The sequence below is a fragment of the Metabacillus fastidiosus NBRC 101226 genome, assembly GCF_001591625.1.
In the GTDB taxonomy this organism is placed as follows: Bacteria; Bacillota; Bacilli; order Bacillales; family Bacillaceae; genus Metabacillus; species Metabacillus fastidiosus.
Genome location: NZ_BCVG01000033.1, coordinates 1 through 18,977 on the forward strand (window position 1 = coordinate 1; position 18,977 = coordinate 18,977).

At 34.2% G+C, this 18,977-nt stretch carries 15 protein-coding genes and 1 riboswitch; of the genes, 10 read left to right on the forward strand and 5 right to left on the reverse strand.

Going from position 1 to position 18,977, the window contains the following annotated elements; genetic code table 11:
• Window positions 1-226: 226 nt before the first annotated feature.
• Window positions 227-598, forward strand: coding sequence for a hypothetical protein (locus BFA01S_RS10115; protein WP_066229369.1), 372 nt, complete (start codon window positions 227-229; stop codon window positions 596-598).
• Between the two features lie 117 nt (window positions 599-715).
• Here BFA01S_RS10115 and BFA01S_RS10120 read toward each other — a convergent pair whose 3' ends face one another.
• Together BFA01S_RS10120 and pdxR are read right to left on the reverse strand one after the other, a co-directional pair.
• Window positions 716-1,291, reverse strand: coding sequence for a YitT family protein (locus tag BFA01S_RS10120; RefSeq protein WP_235843008.1), 576 nt, complete (start codon window positions 1,289-1,291; stop codon window positions 716-718).
• A 472-nt stretch (window positions 1,292-1,763) separates the two neighbouring features.
• Entirely contained in the window at window positions 1,764-3,179 is a 1,416-nt protein-coding gene (gene pdxR / locus BFA01S_RS10125) for a MocR-like pyridoxine biosynthesis transcription factor PdxR (RefSeq protein ID WP_066229372.1), read from the reverse strand.
• A 118-nt stretch (window positions 3,180-3,297) separates the two neighbouring features.
• On the opposite strand from pdxR, the gene BFA01S_RS10130 reads away from it, so the two are divergent.
• The 4 genes from BFA01S_RS10130 (at window position 3,298) to BFA01S_RS10145 (ending at window position 8,877) form a co-directional block, all read left to right on the forward strand.
• Complete coding sequence (locus BFA01S_RS10130) at window positions 3,298-4,257, forward strand: proline dehydrogenase family protein (RefSeq protein WP_066229374.1); 960 nt, start codon at window positions 3,298-3,300, stop codon at window positions 4,255-4,257.
• Between the two features lie 233 nt (window positions 4,258-4,490).
• Window positions 4,491-4,889 (forward strand): hypothetical protein, encoded by a 399-nt coding sequence (locus BFA01S_RS10135; protein ID WP_066229377.1) that lies wholly within the window; start codon window positions 4,491-4,493, stop codon window positions 4,887-4,889.
• A gap of 348 nt (window positions 4,890-5,237) precedes the next feature.
• Window positions 5,238-5,663 (forward strand): organic hydroperoxide resistance protein, encoded by a 426-nt coding sequence (locus BFA01S_RS10140; protein ID WP_066229380.1) that lies wholly within the window; start codon window positions 5,238-5,240, stop codon window positions 5,661-5,663.
• Between the two features lie 601 nt (window positions 5,664-6,264).
• Window positions 6,265-8,877: an EAL domain-containing protein gene (locus tag BFA01S_RS10145; RefSeq protein WP_066229383.1), complete on the forward strand. Its 2,613-nt coding sequence runs from the start codon at window positions 6,265-6,267 to the stop codon at window positions 8,875-8,877.
• A 250-nt stretch (window positions 8,878-9,127) separates the two neighbouring features.
• Here BFA01S_RS10145 and BFA01S_RS10150 read toward each other — a convergent pair whose 3' ends face one another.
• Both BFA01S_RS10150 and BFA01S_RS10155 read right to left on the reverse strand, forming a co-directional pair.
• Window positions 9,128-9,649 carry a hypothetical protein gene (locus tag BFA01S_RS10150; RefSeq protein WP_066229386.1) on the reverse strand — a complete coding sequence of 174 codons (522 nt, stop codon included), beginning with the start codon at window positions 9,647-9,649 and terminating at the stop codon, window positions 9,128-9,130.
• 11 nt (window positions 9,650-9,660) lie between these two features.
• Window positions 9,661-11,130, reverse strand: coding sequence for an FAD-binding oxidoreductase (locus BFA01S_RS10155; protein ID WP_066229389.1), 1,470 nt, complete (start codon window positions 11,128-11,130; stop codon window positions 9,661-9,663).
• 366 nt (window positions 11,131-11,496) lie between these two features.
• Window positions 11,497-11,575, forward strand: a riboswitch (ZMP/ZTP riboswitch).
• Window positions 11,576-11,762: 187 nt separating this feature from the next.
• Between BFA01S_RS10155 and BFA01S_RS10160 the strand changes: the two genes are divergently transcribed.
• Window positions 11,763-12,962, forward strand: coding sequence for a phosphoglycerate dehydrogenase (locus BFA01S_RS10160; RefSeq protein ID WP_066229392.1), 1,200 nt, complete (start codon window positions 11,763-11,765; stop codon window positions 12,960-12,962).
• Window positions 12,963-12,984: 22 nt separating this feature from the next.
• Here BFA01S_RS10160 and BFA01S_RS10165 read toward each other — a convergent pair whose 3' ends face one another.
• Entirely contained in the window at window positions 12,985-13,734 is a 750-nt protein-coding gene (locus tag BFA01S_RS10165; protein WP_066229394.1) for a polysaccharide deacetylase family protein, read from the reverse strand.
• 339 nt (window positions 13,735-14,073) lie between these two features.
• Between BFA01S_RS10165 and BFA01S_RS10170 the strand changes: the two genes are divergently transcribed.
• Genes BFA01S_RS10170 through BFA01S_RS10185 form a run of 4 tightly spaced genes read left to right on the forward strand, consistent with a single transcriptional unit; the run spans window position 14,074 to window position 18,963 of the window.
• A complete protein-coding gene (locus BFA01S_RS10170; RefSeq protein ID WP_066229397.1) occupies window positions 14,074-14,412 on the forward strand; it encodes a thioredoxin family protein in 339 nt (112 codons plus the stop codon).
• Between the two features lie 20 nt (window positions 14,413-14,432).
• A complete protein-coding gene (locus BFA01S_RS10175) occupies window positions 14,433-15,821 on the forward strand; it encodes a TldD/PmbA family protein (RefSeq protein ID WP_066229404.1) in 1,389 nt (462 codons plus the stop codon).
• Window positions 15,822-15,824: 3 nt separating this feature from the next.
• Window positions 15,825-17,171, forward strand: a complete 1,347-nt coding sequence (locus tag BFA01S_RS10180) for a TldD/PmbA family protein (RefSeq protein ID WP_066229407.1) — start codon at window positions 15,825-15,827, stop codon at window positions 17,169-17,171.
• A gap of 52 nt (window positions 17,172-17,223) precedes the next feature.
• Complete coding sequence (locus tag BFA01S_RS10185) at window positions 17,224-18,963, forward strand: ABC transporter ATP-binding protein (protein ID WP_169800460.1); 1,740 nt, start codon at window positions 17,224-17,226, stop codon at window positions 18,961-18,963.
• Window positions 18,964-18,977: the final 14 nt, after the last annotated feature.

Sequence of the window (18,977 nt, forward strand, 5' to 3'; positions counted from 1 at the left end):
AGTGGGGAGGAGAAAAAATCCCTACTGATGGAAGTTTCACTTTATTCTCTGGCTGACCTTATAATACGAATGGGTACTTTAATAAATAGCTAAAAGGTCTTCAGTTAAAGATCCTGTTTTGATGCCTATGATGTTTTTTATGTTAACTGGATTAATATAATTCACTTATTTAAATGTTTTAAATCCTTATTTAACTAAAGAAGTAGGATAAAATATAGTTACAAATATGGGAAAAGGTGAGACAGAAATGAAATTCAAATATTACCTTAGTGGAATTGGCTGGGCAACTTGTAATGTCGAAATTAATAAACAGAAATTAGAATTCACAGTAAGTTATTTAACTAATTGTTTAGATGATTTTTTAAAATCATTAATGTATTTAAATTCTTTTTGTGTTCCTAAATATGAGGTAAGGAAAAAAACTGAGTGTGAATGGGAAGGAGAACCAGAAGGAATTGTATGGTCTTTTGAATTAAAAGAAAAAAATTCACTTTTTATTGAGGTAATGTATTATGAAGATTTATATGACAAAGATAGCTCTCAAACACTAATTAAAACTGAATACCAATATGATGAATTTTTACGAAAAGGCTCTTGAAGAAAAGAGCCTTTTTTACTGCCTAAACTATCGGTCATGTAAACTTAGAATCCTTCACAACCCTTTTATATTAACATTTTATAAAAATCCAGTTTAGTTTCATTATATATACATATTTTAATCTTTTTGTTCTGTTATTAGTGAAGTAATTGTTCCAATAATACAGATATTCAAGCAAGAAAAAAGAAATGCTTTTATTCCTAACATATTAAGCCCTGCTGTTACAATTAGACCATCTATTATTATAATAATAATGCCTATATTTACAGAAAAATCTTCTGATATAAATTGGGCTAACAAGTCGGTTCCTCCAGTGCTTGTTTTATATCGAAGCATGATTCCTAATCCGATTCCAATAAATATTCCACCTAATAATACACTGATAAAGATAGAAAGAAAAAATTGGGTTCTTAAAGGTGCTAACCAATCAATCATTATAGAAGCAACAATTAAACCTAGGAAGTTATTGTAAAAGAGTGTTCGTTTATAGATCCACGCATATATGAAAAGAGGGATGCTTAAAAGAAACATAGCTAAACCTGTTGGATAACCAAGGTAATAATGCAGTATAAGAGCAATTCCTGTAATACCTCCGTCTAACAAATGATGAGGAACTAAAAAACCGTTTATGCCTATGCTTATTAATAAACTACCTATAAGGATAGCAGCTGTCTTCTGAAAAATATCTATCACCTTTTATCATTTTTTACTGCTAATATATGTACAAGTATATGATTTCAGAAGTAGGCTAAGATTGGTAACAAGTATTATGTTAACTTTTTTGGAAATTGTTCGTTCAATAAGCCTATGATTCTCTTATAAAGGAGAGTTAAAGAGAGGTTATTATTTGGCTAAAAAGTACGTTAATCTAATAAACAGCGAAAAGGATCTTTCTATCTGAACTGCACCCCAATTGTTAGACATCACTAACAGTTGAAGGTACAGTTCACTTTGATTAAAAGAGCCTTTTTTCTGTCGATAATATTAATTAGATTGATATAAATCACTTATTTAGATACTTTAAAACTTTATTTCAACAGAGGGAAGTATAGTGTTTAATAAGCTCAAATGGGGCCCCGGTAGAAAAGCGCGGAAAATATACACTAATCCAATTTCTGAATGCAAAAACCAATTTTCCTTATGCTAAGCTAAGGACGGATCAGCTTTAATCTTTGTATTTAAAATTATATATAGCTTTATATAGTCTGGTCACACCTTCTTTTATTTCTTCATTTTTTAGATGCCCATACCCCAAAATAATTCGATTATGATGTTTTCCTTTTTCAATAGTATGATCTTCTACAGGATACACTTTAACTCCAAACTGTTCGATCCATTCAAGTAATTCTTTTGAAAAATGGGATTCATTTAATTCAACAATTAGATGTAAACCTGTTGAATAACCGAAAATATTCACCTTATTCGAAAATGTTGTTCTTAAACAATGAATAAGGAAGTTTCTTCGGTTTTTATAAACCTTCTTCATCTTCATAATATGTCGTTCCAAATAGCCTTCATCAATAAAACGGGCAAGGATAAGCTGATCTAAAGAAGGAGTATGCAGATCCGAAAACCATTTTAGCTTGCGACATTTTTCAATAAGTTGTGAAGGAAGAATTAAATACCCCATTCTAAGGGCTGGTGTTAAGATTTTACTAAACGAACCAATATATAACACACGATCTGGATCCAATCCCTGTAATGAACTTATAGGTGAGCCTTCATATCTAAACTCACTGTCATAATCATCCTCAACAAGATAACAATTTGTTTTTCTCGAGTAGTTAATCAATTGAATCCGTCGCTGAATCGGTAACGTTCCTCCTAAAGGGAACTGATGAGAAGGAGTAATAAAGACAAACTTTGGATTTTTATTTACTGGAAGCAAAGATGTCTTCATTCCATATTCATCAACAGGTATAGGATAAAGGAAAGAGCCCGAAGTTTTAAAAATGGTTTGAATGTCATTGGTTATTGGGTCTTCAATAAAGACTTGATCATCCGGCGATAAAAGCAATTTAGAAACAAGTGTTAGAGCTTGGGTTGCACCAGAAGTAATCACTATTTGCTCTGGATGACAATCAACACCTCTTGTTTTTAGTAAATAGCGTGATAAAACTTGCCTTAATTCCAGACGTCCTTCAGGAATATCGTATCCAAACGTAGAAGGTGCAATGTCATTCCATATGGTATGTGATAATTTTGCCCATGTCTTACGCGGAAATAAATCCAGTGCTGGTATCCCTGAACGAAAGTTGATGATATTATCATCTTTATTTTTATCTTCACCCAAATTCAAAGAATGAAATGAAGGTGTTTTTTTCTGTTGTTCTAAAAAAGTCCCTTTAGCAACAAATGTTCCTGAACCTATCCGTGAAACTAAAAAACCTTCAGCTAATAATTGATCATAAGCTTCTAAAATCACATTCCTGGACACTTTTAACTCAGAAGACAGCTCACGTGTCGATGGTAGTTTTTCTCCAGATTGTAAGTTCCCATTTAAAATTTGTTCTCGTATTTGTTGATAAATTTGTCTAATTAAAGGTATATCCAACGACCGGTCAATAGGTATCCAAAGCATATTTACATTTTCCCCTTAAACAGAATTGGTACTATCAAAAAATATAAAAAATGGCACTAATAGAAACCATTTTACCATGATAAAGTTGATTCAAATAGGAAAAAGGAGATGTATGGTAATGATTAATCCAAAAATCCAAGTCAGCCAAGCACTTAAATCGATTGCACGAAATGAACATATTAAATCCTATATTCAACAATCTAATGAACTCTATCCCTTATTATTACAAGCTGCCCAAAGATTTGTCACCGGAGAGAATAGGCAAGATGGGATTGTAACAGCAAAAGAACTGCTCTCAAGGGGCTATTTTATTTCACTGGAATACATAGGAGAAAATACGACAGATTTAGAGGAATGTCGAAAAGTAAAAGATGAGTTTTTGAATCTTATTGAAGAAATGGGTTCTCTGTCTATGAAGCAAACTGTTTCGCTTGATTTATCACATATTGGGTTATCAGTGGATTCAGAAACAGCTTATATTCATTTACTGGAAGTAGTCAAGAAAGCACAACTGTATGGGATTACACTTATGATAGGTATGGAAGAGTCATCGAAAACAAATGACATTCTTGATATCTATAAAAAAACAATAGAGCAGTACCCTAATGTTGGGATAACTATACAGGCACACTTATTTCGATCTAACAATGATATTAAGGAACTCATTCATTATCCTGGGAAAATACGGCTTGTCAAAGGGGCTTATCAAGAATCTTCCGATATCGCTATGTCTAGATCAAATGAATTAAATAACCATTATCTTAAACTTGTAAAACAATTAATAGATGCTAACCACCCGGTATCCATAGCCACACATGATGAGGTACTTATTCAAGAAATGGTACACCGTCAATACCTTAATCATCCCAACGTAGAAATGGAAATGCTCTACGGAATCCGTCCGGATTTGATAAGGGATTTAAAAAGTAAAGGGTACAATTGTAAAATATATTTGCCTTATGGAAAAGAGTGGTACTTGTATTTATGTCATCGAATAGCTGAATATCCGGAAAATCTATATAGTGTTCTAACGGATATGATCAATCCATCTTTAACAGAGAGAAGTAAATCCTATTGAACGAACATTTAATCCCAAGTTTGAAAATCATTTTGGCTATGATTATTGTTGGAAGTTCGGTTGTGGTAGATAAACTGATTGTTCAAACTTTCCCTTATATCTTCGCTTGTTATACGGGACCACAAGTCCCACGGGTACTTTATGTTAACTAAGAATGCTTTGAATGTTAATAAATGTATATCTGCTTGTAGACAAACATATCATTTACAAAACTTTCCTGTGAGGTGATGTAAATGATACAAGGAAAATTAATGATTATTGGTATTTCTATTTTCCTGATTATTGGAATATCACTATTTTTCTTTAATCAGAAAGCTCAAAACGATCCTCAACCGATAATTGAAGAAGTAAATACTGATAATGCTAGAAAAGAAAATGCCCTTCTCATAATCTCTATTACAGATGGTTTAAATAACCCAGCAGAAATTGGTGACATATTGGTTAATTATCAAGAGTCGATTACTGTTCATACAATCTTAGACGGTACTGAATCAAATATAAAAACTCGATCTAAAGAAATTGAAACTAAGGTTAAAAGCATTTTGACATCTGATGAATTAAAATCGATAGATATTACTCCATATATGAATACAATAAAAGTCGTTGATAAAAGTGGAGATGTAATTAATTGAGTTTTACAGAAGAAGGATCTTCAATTTGAGGATCTTTTTTTACTGCTTAAAACATCGATTATGTTAACTAAAGAATTAAACTGTGTTTTTTATATTTTATGTAATGGTTTATAGGATATAAAATATTTTAGGTATTTATAGTAGTATAAAACCTAAGTTTTTTTAAAAAAAGGGGTTCATTATGAATAAACCTAAAACCAATAGATGAGTTGATTCTATTAAAAAATATTTTGTAATAGGTTTAGAAAGCATTCAAGTTGGGTAAAACAAATTGTGTTCTGAGATTTGAACGATTAGTTAAAGTCAAATAATAAGTGTATTAGGAAAAGAAATGAAAGGGGAATGAAAATGTCTGAAAAATTATTTACTGCATCTGTGACAGCTAATGGAGGAAGAGAAGGAAGAGTAGAATCTTCTGAGGGAAACATTAAGCTTGATTTAGCAATGCCGGGAACTCCAAGAAAGAAGCAGCTTCCGGATGCTACTAATCCGGAGCAGTTATTTGCAGCTGGCTACTCGGCTTGTTTTGACGGTGCCCTACAGCTGATGGCAAAAAATGCGGGAGTACAATTTGAGTCAGAAGTAACAGCAAATGTCAGCCTTTTAAAAGATGAAACGGATCAAGGTTTTAAACTTGGTGTCACTTTACAAGTAAAGGGAACGGGAATCGAGAAGGAGAAATTAGAGGAGCTTGTTCATAAAGCACATGATTTCTGTCCTTATTCGAAGGCTACGAGAGGTAATGTTGATGTCCAGTTAGAAGTAATTGGTTAAGCTTTATTTCAGGTAATTTTAAATTAGAAAAGAATGGTTTGGAGAAACCTTTAACGGATGATTTCTCCAAGCCGTTCTTTTCTTTGCTTTAGATGAAGAAAAGGACAGAGGATAAATAGGAATTAACTGTAAGTATTGGAACTCTGACGGTTTAGCTGTTTACATTTAATTGGCCTTTGTTTTCATAGAGGACAGGGTTCATATATATTGTTCGTTATTTTCACCAGTTTGGTTTTATGTAAAATAATGTAACAGTGCTTATCTGTTTTTATAAAACCGACTTATTTTTTTAAATGTTTAGAAAAGTGAAATTGTTTTTTTAACACTTTAATTGTATTGTATTTGATGAAGTAGAAATTCAATATTTCCATCCGTTAAAATAAATATAATAGTTCAAAGAGCTGATTATAATGAAATTGATCAAATATTAGTGACAGCTCACTATTTTAATAACAAGACTAAGAGCCTAATAGTATAGGTATGATTGTACATAGGTATTGTATTCAACCGTTTTTTAGATAAATAATTGTACGAAAATATAACTGGGATATTTGAAATTAAATATTCAGGTTGAAAGGTGCTATATGAAAGGAGTTTAACTTTGAGCAATACACCCTATAGTGAAGATATTTTGGAAAAAATGTCTGATGCATTTTATTCCTTAACCGAAGACCTGAAAATTGAATACATAAATAATGTAACTGAACAGCTTTTAAAAATTAAACGTGAAAAAGTTATTGGACAGTATATTTATGATGCTTTGCCGCACAATGACATAGATAATTTTGTAAAGCGTTATAAAAAGTTATTGTCAGATCAAAAACCTATAGAATTTAAAGAATATTTTAACGGAAGGTGGTATGAAATTAGAGCATTTCCTTCTAAGACAGGATTATCCGTATTTTTCAAAGATATTACAGTGCCAAAACAAGATGATGAAAAAATAAATAGATTCATGTTCTCCTCTTCCTATGAAGAGGATGTAAGGTCTAATCCTTTGAAAATAGAATTTCATAAAGCGATAGAAAGTAATCAGTTATTGCTTTACTATCAGCCAAGAATCAATTTAAAAACCGGAAAAGTGACAGGAATGGAGGCTTTAGTAGCCCCTGAAACCTTCATCTTGGCGGTAGAAGAATCAGAGGTTATTACATCTATCGGAACCTGGGTTTTGTATACAGCTTGTAAACAAAATAAAAAATGGCAAAAACAAGGTTTTTCAATAGTCGTATCTATTAATATATCAACTATTCAGCTTACTCAACCCAATTTAATTAAAGCGATTACAACTGTGCTTCAAACAACAGAACTTGATGCGAGTTTTTTAGAAATTGAGATTTCTGAAATGATGACAGCTGATATTGAAGAGACCATTTTAATGCTACAGAGACTGAAGAAGCTAGGTGTTCGGATATGCATTGCTAATTTTGGTGAAAGATTCCGTTCTTTAAGTTACTTGAAAAATTCCCTGGTAGATACATTGAAAATTGATCAATCGTTTGTTAGAGAAATTTGTAATAATGCAAATGATGAAATGATTGTGAAAACAATCATTTCAATGGCTCATAATTTAAATTTGAATGTAGTGGCAGAAGGAATTGAAGCAAAGGAGCAGCTCGTTTTTCTGAAAGAGCATTTATGTGATGAAGGGGGTGGATCTTTCTTAAGTAATCCGCTTGCTGCGAATGAATTAGAAGGAAAGCTTTCAGATATTCAACAAATTGTTGAGAAACATGGGATTTTTAAAGATATAAACGAACGAGTATCGATGGAAGAATTACTTGGATTAGCTAAGAAAGAGTTACATGATACGGTTCGTTTACAGCAAGGGCTGATTTTTAAGTTTAAAAAAATAAATGGACGATTCATTCACACACTCTCTGATGGTGAGTTAATGTACCGTTTTGGATTTGTTCCTTCTCAAGTAATAGGCAAAAGTTTAGAGGAATTTATATTCAATGGAACTGCTGTTAAAATAACTTCCTATTATCAAAAAGCATGGGAAGGAGAAGAGTTTGTTTCTTATGAGAACGAGCTGAATGGAATTCATTACCTTGCAACTTTACGGCCTATTAAAGAAGATGGAAAAGTAACAGAGGTCATTGGTTCATGTATTGATATAACTTCCCGAAAAGAAGCAGAAGACAAATGGAGAGAAAGTGAAAAGAGATATAAGATTATTGCAGAAAACCTGATAGATATAATAATGTTATTGGATGGCAATGGAGCAATTTTGTACGCATCGCCTTCTCTCGGAAAAGCGCTTGGTTTCCCATTAAAATCATATGTAGGGGAAAGCTCGTTTGATTTAATTCATCCTGAAGATAAGCAAAGAGTAATAATGGCATTTGAGCAATCGATGGAAAAGATGATTCCATCTCAGGTAGAAGCTCGTTTTTTGGATATAAATAAAAAATCAAAATTACTTGAAGGTCTTGGTACGCCGGTCATTGGAGAAAATGGCAGACCTGGATATTTTATTTTGGTGGGGAGAGATATTACAGAAAAAAGAAGAACAGAAGAAGTATTATCCAAAGTAGAGAAGCTGGCGATAGTAGGAGAACTTGCAGCAGGTGTTGCACATGAAATTAGAAATCCTCTTACATCAATAAAAGGATTTATCCAGCTATTCCAACAAGGAATGATTAAAAGGGAATTTTTCGAAATTATTTTCGGGGAATTTTTAAGTATAGAAGAAATTTTAAAAGAATTTATTAATCTTGCGAAACCACAAGAAATTCAAGTAGAGAAGTTGAATTTAAAAGCTCTTCTTAAAGACGTTGAAATATTACTTAAATCAGAACAAAGTTTAAAAAACGTACAAATTTCTCAGGAGTATAAACAGGAACTTCCGGAAATCATGTGTGATAGATATCAAATAAAACAAGTCTTTGTTCATATAATTAGAAATAGTATTGAAGCTATTCCGGATAGAGGTTATGTGAAAATTCAAGGAAGTGTAGAAGGAGACAATGTTCTTATAGAAATCATTGATAATGGTGTCGGTATGAGTAAAGAGCGTATTAAGCGATTAGGTGAACCTTTTTATAGCAATAAAGAAAAAGGCACAGGCTTAGGTTTAATGCTGTGCTTTAGAATTGTTCAGCAGCATAATGGAACAATAAGAGTAAAAAGTAAAGAAAATTATGGTACTGCTGTTGAAGTCAGATTACCTATAAAATGTACAAATAAAAAGGAATATAATGTGGACTAGCTTTATAATATATGGTGTGAAAAAAGTGAGAACCCGGAGGAGATATTCTCCGGGTTATTTGTAGCTTTGAAATAAAATTTGATTAAAAATATCGCAAAACCTATATTTTATCATAAATAAAAAGAAGCCATTTTGAAAAAAGAATAATCAAAATGGCTTCTTTAATCATGCTCGATTATTAAAGCTATTACTCCTATTTAAATTGTCTAAGCCTTTGTAGGAACAATATTAACGTAGTCTACCTCCTAGACTAGATAAGTTCAGCTTTCTTTTTTCTAATAAAATCCCAAAAGCCACACATACACAATAAGAGCCCAAAAATAGTAATAAAGACAACTGGAGAAATTATTTTAACAAAGGAAAAACCAATCATCATAAAACCGACAATTAAATAATGATGAACAGTGTGTAAACGATAATTTTTCTGTTCAATATGCCAGGCACGAAAGTAACCCTGTAATAATCCTAAGATAACTTGCAATGGGAGGACAACATAGGGAAGGCTTTCAAATGAATTCTTTATCCAGCCAATAAGTATATACACACATCCCATTCCTGCGTAAATAAAAGAGATGTAAGAATTATGCTTATTCTTTTTCGACTGAAAGATTCGGTAACCCCAAGCAGCCGCAAAAGAAAATATAGCAAAAAACCAAGCAAATAAGGTGAAAGTCAAAGATACTTCTTTTAACCAAATTATATAATATGGAAAAATAGCGACCTGTCCAACTGTAATAACAAGAGGTATATACCGTTCACTTTTATTATTCATGCTGCGCTCCTTCACTTTATGTAATAATCATAAAATAAATTCTGGAAGACTTCATTTGGATCTCTTCGTAATTTTTCTTCCTGGAATTTTTCCCATCCAGTATAAGACTCCATGAATTGTTCTTTTGTTTGATAACGATAATAAGGTAGGTAATAGGTTCCTCCATGTTCAAGGGTTAAGTTGGTCCAATCCTGGATAATTGCTGTGGCATTAGCAATCTCTTCTTCTTTTAATCCATGTTGAATTAATACGACCAAACCAAACATATCTTCCTTGGCATAGTTCAAAGTCGTAAAGTTATCTTTAGCAGCATATCTTACTGTTATATTATGGACTTTAAAATCATCATTTTTGTCGTTAGCTGAGAGCAAATGTTTTAAATCATTTATGTATTCTTCGTAAGAATGAACTGGAACAAAAAACTCTTGCAACACTTCGACCCGACCAGGCTTAGTAAATTCCATAAATGTGGATTCCGAGCGCATAGCATTATTTCGAGTAGTCTTTTTCTCATCTATTGAAGCAATATATAGTTTTTGAGTTTCCCAAAAAAAATTTTCTGAAAATCCACCCTGTCTACCTAGATCAAGTGCAAGCTTAGTTAGCCGAACACCTTGTTCTTCTTTGAGTAAAGTTTTATCATCCTGTTTTCCTGTGTAATTGTAATTAATTACATACATTTCGTCTAAAAAGGAACTTGGAGCAACACTAACTCTTGCATAGTGCATAGCGGTATTATTATGATCTAATAAATTATTAAAGTAGGATTCATACTCATCTGTTTTCAATTTTTCTGTATGGATGATGTATATGTCATTTTCCGTTAATTCCAATGTCACATCTAAAATCACACCGAATAATCCATATCCGCCAAACACGTACTTCATCCATTCCTCTGAGTTATCTCGGGTTACTTTCTTTATTTCTCCTGTAGGGGTTAATAACGTCATTTCTTTTACTGTTCCCGCCATTGGACCAAAGCGAATATCTCGCCCGTGAGCATTTACTGAAAGGGAACCTCCTATCGTAAAAATTGACTGGGATTGAGTCACTTTTAAAGCTAAACCATAAGGTATTATGGCTTCTTGGACATCTTCCCATGTTGCTCCAGCTTCTACACGAATGGTTTTTTCCAGCTCATCAATTTCTAATATCCTGTTGAATGTCCGCATATCAAGAACGACACTATCTTTGTAATACGTATGGCCTCCTTGTGAGTGCTGTAATCCGGCAACTGAAATTTGCTGACCATTTTTGTTTGCTTGTTTTACAATATTTTGTAATTCAGTGCGATTTTCTGCTTTAACTACTCTTTCAACACGTTCAGGAAGAAGGCCGGTATAGTCTGTTACTAAACTACTTTGAGAGAGTCCGTATTTTCTTTTCTCGATTGGGATGTTCCATAAGATGAAGACCACAAAAATAACAACTAAACTCCCTATAAACCATGATTTTTTAGATAATGCCGTTACCGTTTGCATATTAACTCCTTTTTTATAAGCATGTTGTCATTTGAAATATTCGTGCTTTCATTATACAAATAAACAAGAAAACATGGTGTGAAAATTCAATTTCATTCCATGTTTTTGAACAACTATTTTATTTTTTTTAAGATTTTATTGTTGATAATCAAAGGAATAAACAGGTGCAACTTTTTTGGGAATGGTATAACTTTCTTTAAACAGGTACATCTTTTCTCTAAAAGGTATAGTTATTATCATTGTAAAAATAGCAACAACAAAGCGGGACTCTTCAGTATGCCATTCAGTTTTAAAAACTCCAACAAAATAACTTTCAAATAAAGCTTGAAGATCATGTAACAATCTGATAGAATGAAATCAAATCAAAAGACTATATGTAACTGGCGAAACACGGATAACCGTGAGGGAGCATATAGTGTCGAAGCCGTTCGCCTGGGCAGAGGTAAGGGAATTTTCCCTTACCTCTTTCTGTTTGTTAAGAGGAAATAATAGTCGATATTATGGTGAAATTATATTATGATAGAGAGTGTAAGTTTTTATGAAATTTTAATAGCGACGTTTTTCCTCGATTGCCATTTTATTTATGAATGAAGGAATTTAAAAAATTATTATAAAAAAGAGGGGCAAACAATATGAGCACAACGACTTTAGACAAAGTAAAAACAATTAAAACATTAAATAATATTGCAGAAAGCGGTCTAAATGTATTCAATAAAGGCAACTTTACTGTTGACAATGACAGTGAAAATCCTGATGCTTACGTTCTTCGCAGCTTTAATATGCATGCAATGGAGTTCGGTGATAATTTAAAAGCAATCGCACGTGCTGGTGCTGGTGTTAACAATATTCCAGTTGAAAGATGTACAGAACAGGGAATCGTTGTTTTCAATACTCCAGGTGCTAATGCGAATGCGGTAAAAGAAATGATTTTAACGACATTAATCGCTTCATCTCGTAATCTTTTTGCCGGTGTAGCTTGGGCAAGAACATTAGAAAATGAAGGAGCAGAAATTCCGAAGCTTGTAGAAGCAGGGAAGAAGCAATTTGTCGGAAAAGAAATTAAAGGGAAAACATTAGGTGTAATCGGATTAGGTGCGATCGGTGCACTTGTAGCGAATGATGCACTTGCTTTAGGAATGGATGTAATCGGATTTGATCCGTTCATCTCTGTTGATACAGCTTGGCATTTATCTAGCACTGTACAACGTGCGATGACAATTGAACAATTATTTGCTAATGCTGACTATATTACTGTACACGTTCCATTAACAGATGAAACAAGAGCAATGTTTAATAAAGATACATTCGCTATTATGAAAGAAGACGCTTATATTTTAAACTTCTCACGTGGCGAACTTGTGAATGAAACAGATATGGAAGCTGCACTTGAGAGCGGAAAAGTCGGCAAATATATTACAGACTTCCCGAATGAAACTGTAATGAAAATGAAAAATACTGTTCCAATCCCACATCTTGGTGCTTCTTCAAGAGAATCAGAAGAAAACTGTGCAGTAATGGCAGCATACCAAGTGAAGGAATTTTTAGAAACAGGAAATATTAAAAACTCAGTAAACTTCCCGAACACGAACCTTCCTTATACAGGAAAAGCACGTGTGGCAGTATTCCATAAAAATGTTCCAAACATGGTTGGACAAATTACACAGGCGATCTCAAGCTATGAGTTAAATATCGCTGACATGGTGAACAGAAGCCGCGGGGAATATGCATATACAATGATCGATATCGATAATGAAGTGAATGGCGAGATTGGTCCTAAATTAGAAGAAACAATTAAACAAATCAATGGTGTTGTTATAACTCGCATCATCTAAAATAGTAAAAGCCTCAATTCCTTTAAGGAGTTGAGGTTTTTTCATTGTTAAGCATTTTCTCGAATTCGTCGAGAGTTGTTGAATATTCAATAGGAAGTCTTGGTAAAAGATAAAGCTCATTGTCCATATTTTTCTCGGAAAACAGCTCAGGGACTGTTGTCAGTCCGAATGTGTAATATTTCTTCGTTTCTTCCACAACTTTATTATTGAAAAATCCATAAGGGTAAGCAAGTGCAATGACAGGTTTGCCGGTTATCTTTTGAATTTTTTCCTTTGATTTCTTCAGCTCATATTCATAATTTGTTATTTTCCTTAAATCGGGATGTACAGCAGTATGAGACTGGATAGAAATGAAGCCGGAATTAGCTAATATTTTCAGATCGGCTTTTGATAAGCGGTTAGAGCGGCCAATGAAATCAGAAATAACGAAAATAGTTCCTTTTGGTTTAAAATCTTTGTTTTTTAGTTTTCGAAAAACAGCAACGGCATTTAAATTATTTTTATAGCCGTCATCAAAAGTAATAAAGACCGGTTTTTTTACAATATGTATCTTTTCCCATTCTTCAAAAGTTAATGGTGTATAACCGTGATCACGTAAATATTTCATTTGTTTTTCAAAATTTTCCGGAGAAACATATAAATTTTTAGAGCCGTGTCCGCTAAATTCATCAATCGAATGATACATTAAGATCGGTATATTCTGCTTTGCCGAAACTTTTGATGGAGCAATTAAAACAAGAAAGCATAATAAGACTAAGGAAAGCTTTTTCATCATTATTCCTCGCTTTTTAACACTTAATATTCCTTAAGAATGTTATTTTTATCCCAGCCTTAACGGGCAGTAAGACTCCCACTTCACGCGAGCAACGTATGTGTGATCCGCATCGTGCAGGCCTCAGCTAACCATTAGTGGGGAATGAGAAAAACCCCCACTGATGGAAGTTTCACTTTATTAGAGCTTTGAAAAACATAAATATGTACCAAATAAGCAAAGAAATGACCATCTTATACATCCTATATTGAAATAGATGAGGCAGTAATGTATCTTAATACTTACTTAACAGATAAGAATTATGTTATTAATCAGTAATTGAAATGGAGGCATTTATAAATGGCAGTTGTAAAAGAAATAACAAAAGATAATTTTAAGCAGGAAGTTCTTAACGAGACTATTCCTGTTTTGGTAGATTTCTATACAGATGGGTGCGGTCCTTGCGAGGTCATTGCTCCTATATTGGAGGAACTGGCAGTTGAGCTGGAAGGAAGTTTGAAAATTAAAAAGTTTTATGTGGGAATAGAGGAACTGATCGAGAATTCCAATGACATAGTAAAGAAATATGATGTAATGGGTTTTCCGACATTGTTTCTTTTTAAAAAAGGAGAGATTGTAAAAATGGTCATTGGGTCCTATCCGAAAGAGGAGCTTTTAGAGGCATTAGATATTAAATAAGAAAGAGTGGAGGAGGTACTATGCTGCAGGAAGCAATTACAGAAAGAGTCCTTCACGCTGCTCTTGAAACGGGTGGAGATTTCTCGGAAATATTTGTAGAAGATAAGAGGGGAACATTTCTAAATATGATTGGAGGTACGGTAGAAAAAGTCGTTTCCGGACGGGATTTTGGAGTCGGTATCCGCATAATAAAAGGAGAGTTTTTCGTTTATGCTTACACAAATGATGCGAGAGAAGATAATTTAATTCGTGTTGCTCGAGCTGCTTCACAAGCGATTCGCGGAAACAGGAGAAATATAACATTTGATTTGCGCAGGTCCATAATAGACGATAAGCACAAAATCGCTGTCATGCCTCATGCTGTTTCAAAAAAGAGAAAAGTAGAATGGATGAGACGTGCACATGAATCGGCAAAAGAATATGATTCTATCATTTCCCAAACAATGATTTCTTATTCAGATTCTGTTCAGAATATTTTAATTGCTAATTCGGAAGGTTTGCTGGCGGAAGATCAAAGAAGCTACAACCGTCTCGGAATAGGTGCAGTTGCAGAGTTTCATGGGGATAAGGAAACTGCTTTTCTCGGTCCAGGTTCTTTCTCAGGGCTGGAATATATGGAAAAACTCGATATTGAATTTTATGGGAGAGAAGCTGCACGCAGTGCGAAAACGATATTACATGCGGATTTGGCCCCGGCCGGGAATTTTCCGGTTGTTATTGATAATGAGTTTGGAGGTGTTATTTTCCATGAAGCGTGTGGTCATGGATTAGAGTCAGCCGCTGTAGCGAGAAAGGCTTCGGTATTTGCAGATCAACTTGATGAACATGTTGCTTCACCGCTTGTAACCGCCTTTGACGATGGAACAATTCCGAATGCGTGGGGCTCATTGAACATTGATGATGAAGGAACGAAGACGAAGAAAAATCTGTTGATTGAGAATGGTATTTTAAAAGGGTATCTCATTGATCGGTTAGGAAGCTTGAAAATGGGAATGGTGCCTACTGGTTCAGGAAGGCGTGAATCTTATAAGTATGCTCCGGTTTCAAGAATGAATAACACATTTATTGCACCTGGAACTTCTGCACCAGAAGACATCGTTTCAAATACGGAGTTCGGAATTTATGCGAAGTATTTAGAAGGAGGCTCTGTTAATCCAGCAACAAGTGATTATAATTTTTCAATAAGTGAAGGGTATATGATTCGAAATGGAAAAATAGCGGAAGCAATTAAAGGGGCAACCCTTATAGGAAAAGGAATTGACACATTAAAGAAAATTGATATGGTCGGTAATAATTTAGGACTTGGAATTGGTATGTGCGGAGCAAGCAGCGGTACGGTTCCAGTCACGGTCGGCCAGCCGATGATAAGAGTGTCCGAGCTGACAGTTGGCGGAAGGGGGGAAATGTAATAGATGGATATAAAAGAATTTCAAATCGAGCTCTTCCAAAAAGGATTGGAAACCGGCTTTTCTGAAATAGAAGTTTACTATTCTTTTAGTAAAGCCACTGCTATTAAAGTTTTTAATGGTGAAATAGATGAATACTATATTGCTGAACAGGGAGGGATATCTTTTAGAGGACTTTTCGATGGGAAAATGGGATATTCCTATGCAGAAAAAATAGAGAAGGAATCTATCAGCCTTTTGTTGGAGGAAGCTTCTAATAATGCGGGAATTCTTGAAAAGAAAGGGGAAGAGAGTCTTTTTGAAGGTTCTGCTTTTTACGAGAAAGAAAGAGATTTCCCGGAAGCTCTTGGGAATATTGATCCGGATCTATTAATTGAATTTGCGATGAATATGGAGAAAGCTGCGTTTACTGCTGACGATAGAGTACAGTCTGTTCCATATTGCGGAGTAAGCAAAAGTGAAAGTGAAGTAATGATTGTAAATACGAAAGGTCTTAATTGCTATAAAAAAACTGCTTTTATATCAGCGAATCTGTCTGTGTTAGCAAATGATGGAGAACAGACGGCAACAGGCGGAGAATCTGATTTTACCAGTACTGATTTTTCTAAACTAAATTTTAATAAAATAGCAAAAAGAGCAGTCTATGAAGCAGTTTCTAAATTAGGGGCAAGATCAATAGAAACCGCTGTTTATCCTGTTATCTTCCGATTCGATGCAGCAGCCGAATTGCTGGCATCCTACACAGGTCTTTTCAGTGCGGAAGCTGTACAAAAGGGATATTCAAAATTTAAGGATAAAATCAATAAACAGGTAGCGGGCGATAATATAACGTTTATAGATGATCCGTTAATGGACGAAGCACCAGGTTATGCAACGTTCGATTCGGAAGGATATGCAACTAAGAGGAAAAAAATAATTGAAAATGGAAAATTGCTTACGTTTCTTCATAATCGACAGACAGCTCTGACAGACAAAATAGAGTCTACAGGAAATGCAAGGAAATCCAGTTACCGTTCAACTATATCTATAGGACCGTTTAATTTGTATCTTCAACCTGGGAAAGCTTCGTTGAAAGATCTCATTGCAACAGTGGAAGAGGGGATAATGATTGTAGAGCTTGGAGGATTAAACTCAGGTATTAATGGAATTTCAGGAGATTTCTCTCTTTCTGCAATCGGATTTTTAATTCAGAACGGGAAGATTATCAGGTCGGTTAATCAAATAGTGGTTTCGGGAAACTTTTTTGAACTATTAAATAATATTGATAGAGTTGCTAATGATTTGCAAATTAGGGGAACAATCTCTTCTCCTTCCATTAAAGTGAATGCTCTATCAATTTCAGGAAATCTATAACAAATATTCTGAATAATAAGAAAAATAGTATTCTAGAGAGGATGCTTTCATGATGAAAAATGAGAAAAAAAAGGCCAGAAAAGAAATTTGGAAAGCATATTTTAGACTCGTTTTTAAAGCGAAAGTACCGTGGGTCTGGCTTATTATTATAACGGCTGCTTTAATAGGGCAATCAACATTATCTTTACTGTTTCCTCAATATACACAGAAAATTATGGCTGGAGATATATCGAAAACAGTTGTTTACACAGCAGTGGGAATTATCGTTTTACAGACAGTTATGTCCGGATTTGTACGATATATTAATAAAATTGTCATTTATAAGATCGATGTCAGCTACAGGAGTTTAATTTGGAAACGATTAATGCGTTCACCGCTTCATTTGTACGATGAAGTTAAACCGAGTGAAATGGTCAGCCGAACAGCAACTGATACGGCCCAAATAAGCCAGGTGCTTGGCAGTTTGTTCCCTTCCGCTATATCAACTGTTTATGCAACAGCAGGGACAATTGCTATTTTATTTTCTTATGATTGGAAGCTCGGACTAAGTGTATTAATTTTTGCACCGATTTATGTCATTACAATGATTGTATACGGGAAGTGGAATTACCGCGCCAATAAGATCGCCTATGATCGCCTTGCGAAATTGACGCAGTTTTTATCAGAACTATTAGTAAGTATCCCGCTTATTAAATCATTTGTTACAGAGAAAAAAGAAGAACAAAGAGGAGAAGCTAATATTCAAAGCTATTATAAAGCTTCCATGAGAAGAGCAATTATTAATTGGATTGAAACACCTTTAGTAGTATTTATGAATTTGATTCAAACGATTTTAGTCATCGTTTTAGGAATCTATTTTGTTTCCAAAGGAGACATTACAATTGATGTTTGGATCGCTTTTAATATGTATGTAGCATTCCTTTGGGTAGAGTTAGAAAGCTACAACAGAATGTATATTCAATTGAAAGTAAGCCAAGGTGCTACTTCGAGAATTGCTGCTCTCGTTGACAGCCCTCTGGAAGACTATGAACAAGGAAAACCATTAACAAAAATAGATGATGATCTCATTTTTGAAGAAGTGTCTTTCAGCTATGGCGACACCCATGTACTAGAAGATATTACTGTTACAATTCCGCATGGTAAAGTGACTGCAATTGTCGGGGCAAGCGGCGGGGGGAAATCAACGATCATGTCTCTTATTCAACGATTCTATTCTCCAGGCAGAGGGGAAATTCTGCTCGGAAGTACTCCAATTGAACAATATAATTTAGAAGATTGGAGAAATGCATACAGTTACGTAGCACAAGACAGCCTGTTGTTGTCCGGGACGATTCGGGAAAATATTATTTACGGAGTGAAAAGGGATGTAAGTGAGAAAGAAATAATTGAAGCCGCTGAAGCAGCGAGTGCTTTACAGTTTATTGAAGAGCTTCCTGATGGATTTGAGACAGAAGTAGGCGAAAGCGGGGCAAAGCTGTCTGGAGGACAGCGTCAGCGAATTGCTATTGCAAGAGCACTTTTAAGAGATTCACAGTTTTTATTGCTCGATGAACCGACTTCAAGTCTGGATAGCCGATCAGAGAAAGCTGTCCAAGATGCAATTAACCGTTTAATAGATGGAAGAACAGTGGTTATTATTGCTCATGATTTATCAACAATACAAGATGCTGACCAGATCATTCTTATCGATGAAGGGAAAATTGACGGAGTTGGCACACATGAAGAGTTAGTGGAAATAAATACTTTATACAAATTATTCGTTAAACTTCATGTTGAATCTTCAGCGAGTTAGTTTTAGTCATTTTA

What these genes read in the sequence shown, in the direction of transcription:
- BFA01S_RS10115 (WP_066229369.1), top strand. Translation starts at nt 227, where the DNA reads ATGGGAAAAGGTGAGACAGAAATGAAATTCAAATATTACCTTAGTGGA.
- pdxR (WP_066229372.1), bottom strand. Translation starts at nt 3,179, where the DNA reads ATGCTTTGGATACCTATTGACCGGTCGTTGGATATACCTTTAATTAGA.
- BFA01S_RS10130 (WP_066229374.1), top strand. Translation starts at nt 3,298, where the DNA reads ATGATTAATCCAAAAATCCAAGTCAGCCAAGCACTTAAATCGATTGCA.
- BFA01S_RS10135 (WP_066229377.1), top strand. Translation starts at nt 4,491, where the DNA reads ATGATACAAGGAAAATTAATGATTATTGGTATTTCTATTTTCCTGATT.
- BFA01S_RS10140 (WP_066229380.1), top strand. Translation starts at nt 5,238, where the DNA reads ATGTCTGAAAAATTATTTACTGCATCTGTGACAGCTAATGGAGGAAGA.
- BFA01S_RS10150 (WP_066229386.1), bottom strand. Translation starts at nt 9,649, where the DNA reads ATGAATAATAAAAGTGAACGGTATATACCTCTTGTTATTACAGTTGGA.
- BFA01S_RS10155 (WP_066229389.1), bottom strand. Translation starts at nt 11,130, where the DNA reads ATGCAAACGGTAACGGCATTATCTAAAAAATCATGGTTTATAGGGAGT.
- BFA01S_RS10160 (WP_066229392.1), top strand. Translation starts at nt 11,763, where the DNA reads ATGAGCACAACGACTTTAGACAAAGTAAAAACAATTAAAACATTAAAT.
- BFA01S_RS10165 (WP_066229394.1), bottom strand. Translation starts at nt 13,734, where the DNA reads ATGAAAAAGCTTTCCTTAGTCTTATTATGCTTTCTTGTTTTAATTGCT.
- BFA01S_RS10170 (WP_066229397.1), top strand. Translation starts at nt 14,074, where the DNA reads ATGGCAGTTGTAAAAGAAATAACAAAAGATAATTTTAAGCAGGAAGTT.
- BFA01S_RS10175 (WP_066229404.1), top strand. Translation starts at nt 14,433, where the DNA reads ATGCTGCAGGAAGCAATTACAGAAAGAGTCCTTCACGCTGCTCTTGAA.
- BFA01S_RS10180 (WP_066229407.1), top strand. Translation starts at nt 15,825, where the DNA reads ATGGATATAAAAGAATTTCAAATCGAGCTCTTCCAAAAAGGATTGGAA.
- BFA01S_RS10185 (WP_169800460.1), top strand. Translation starts at nt 17,224, where the DNA reads ATGAAAAATGAGAAAAAAAAGGCCAGAAAAGAAATTTGGAAAGCATAT.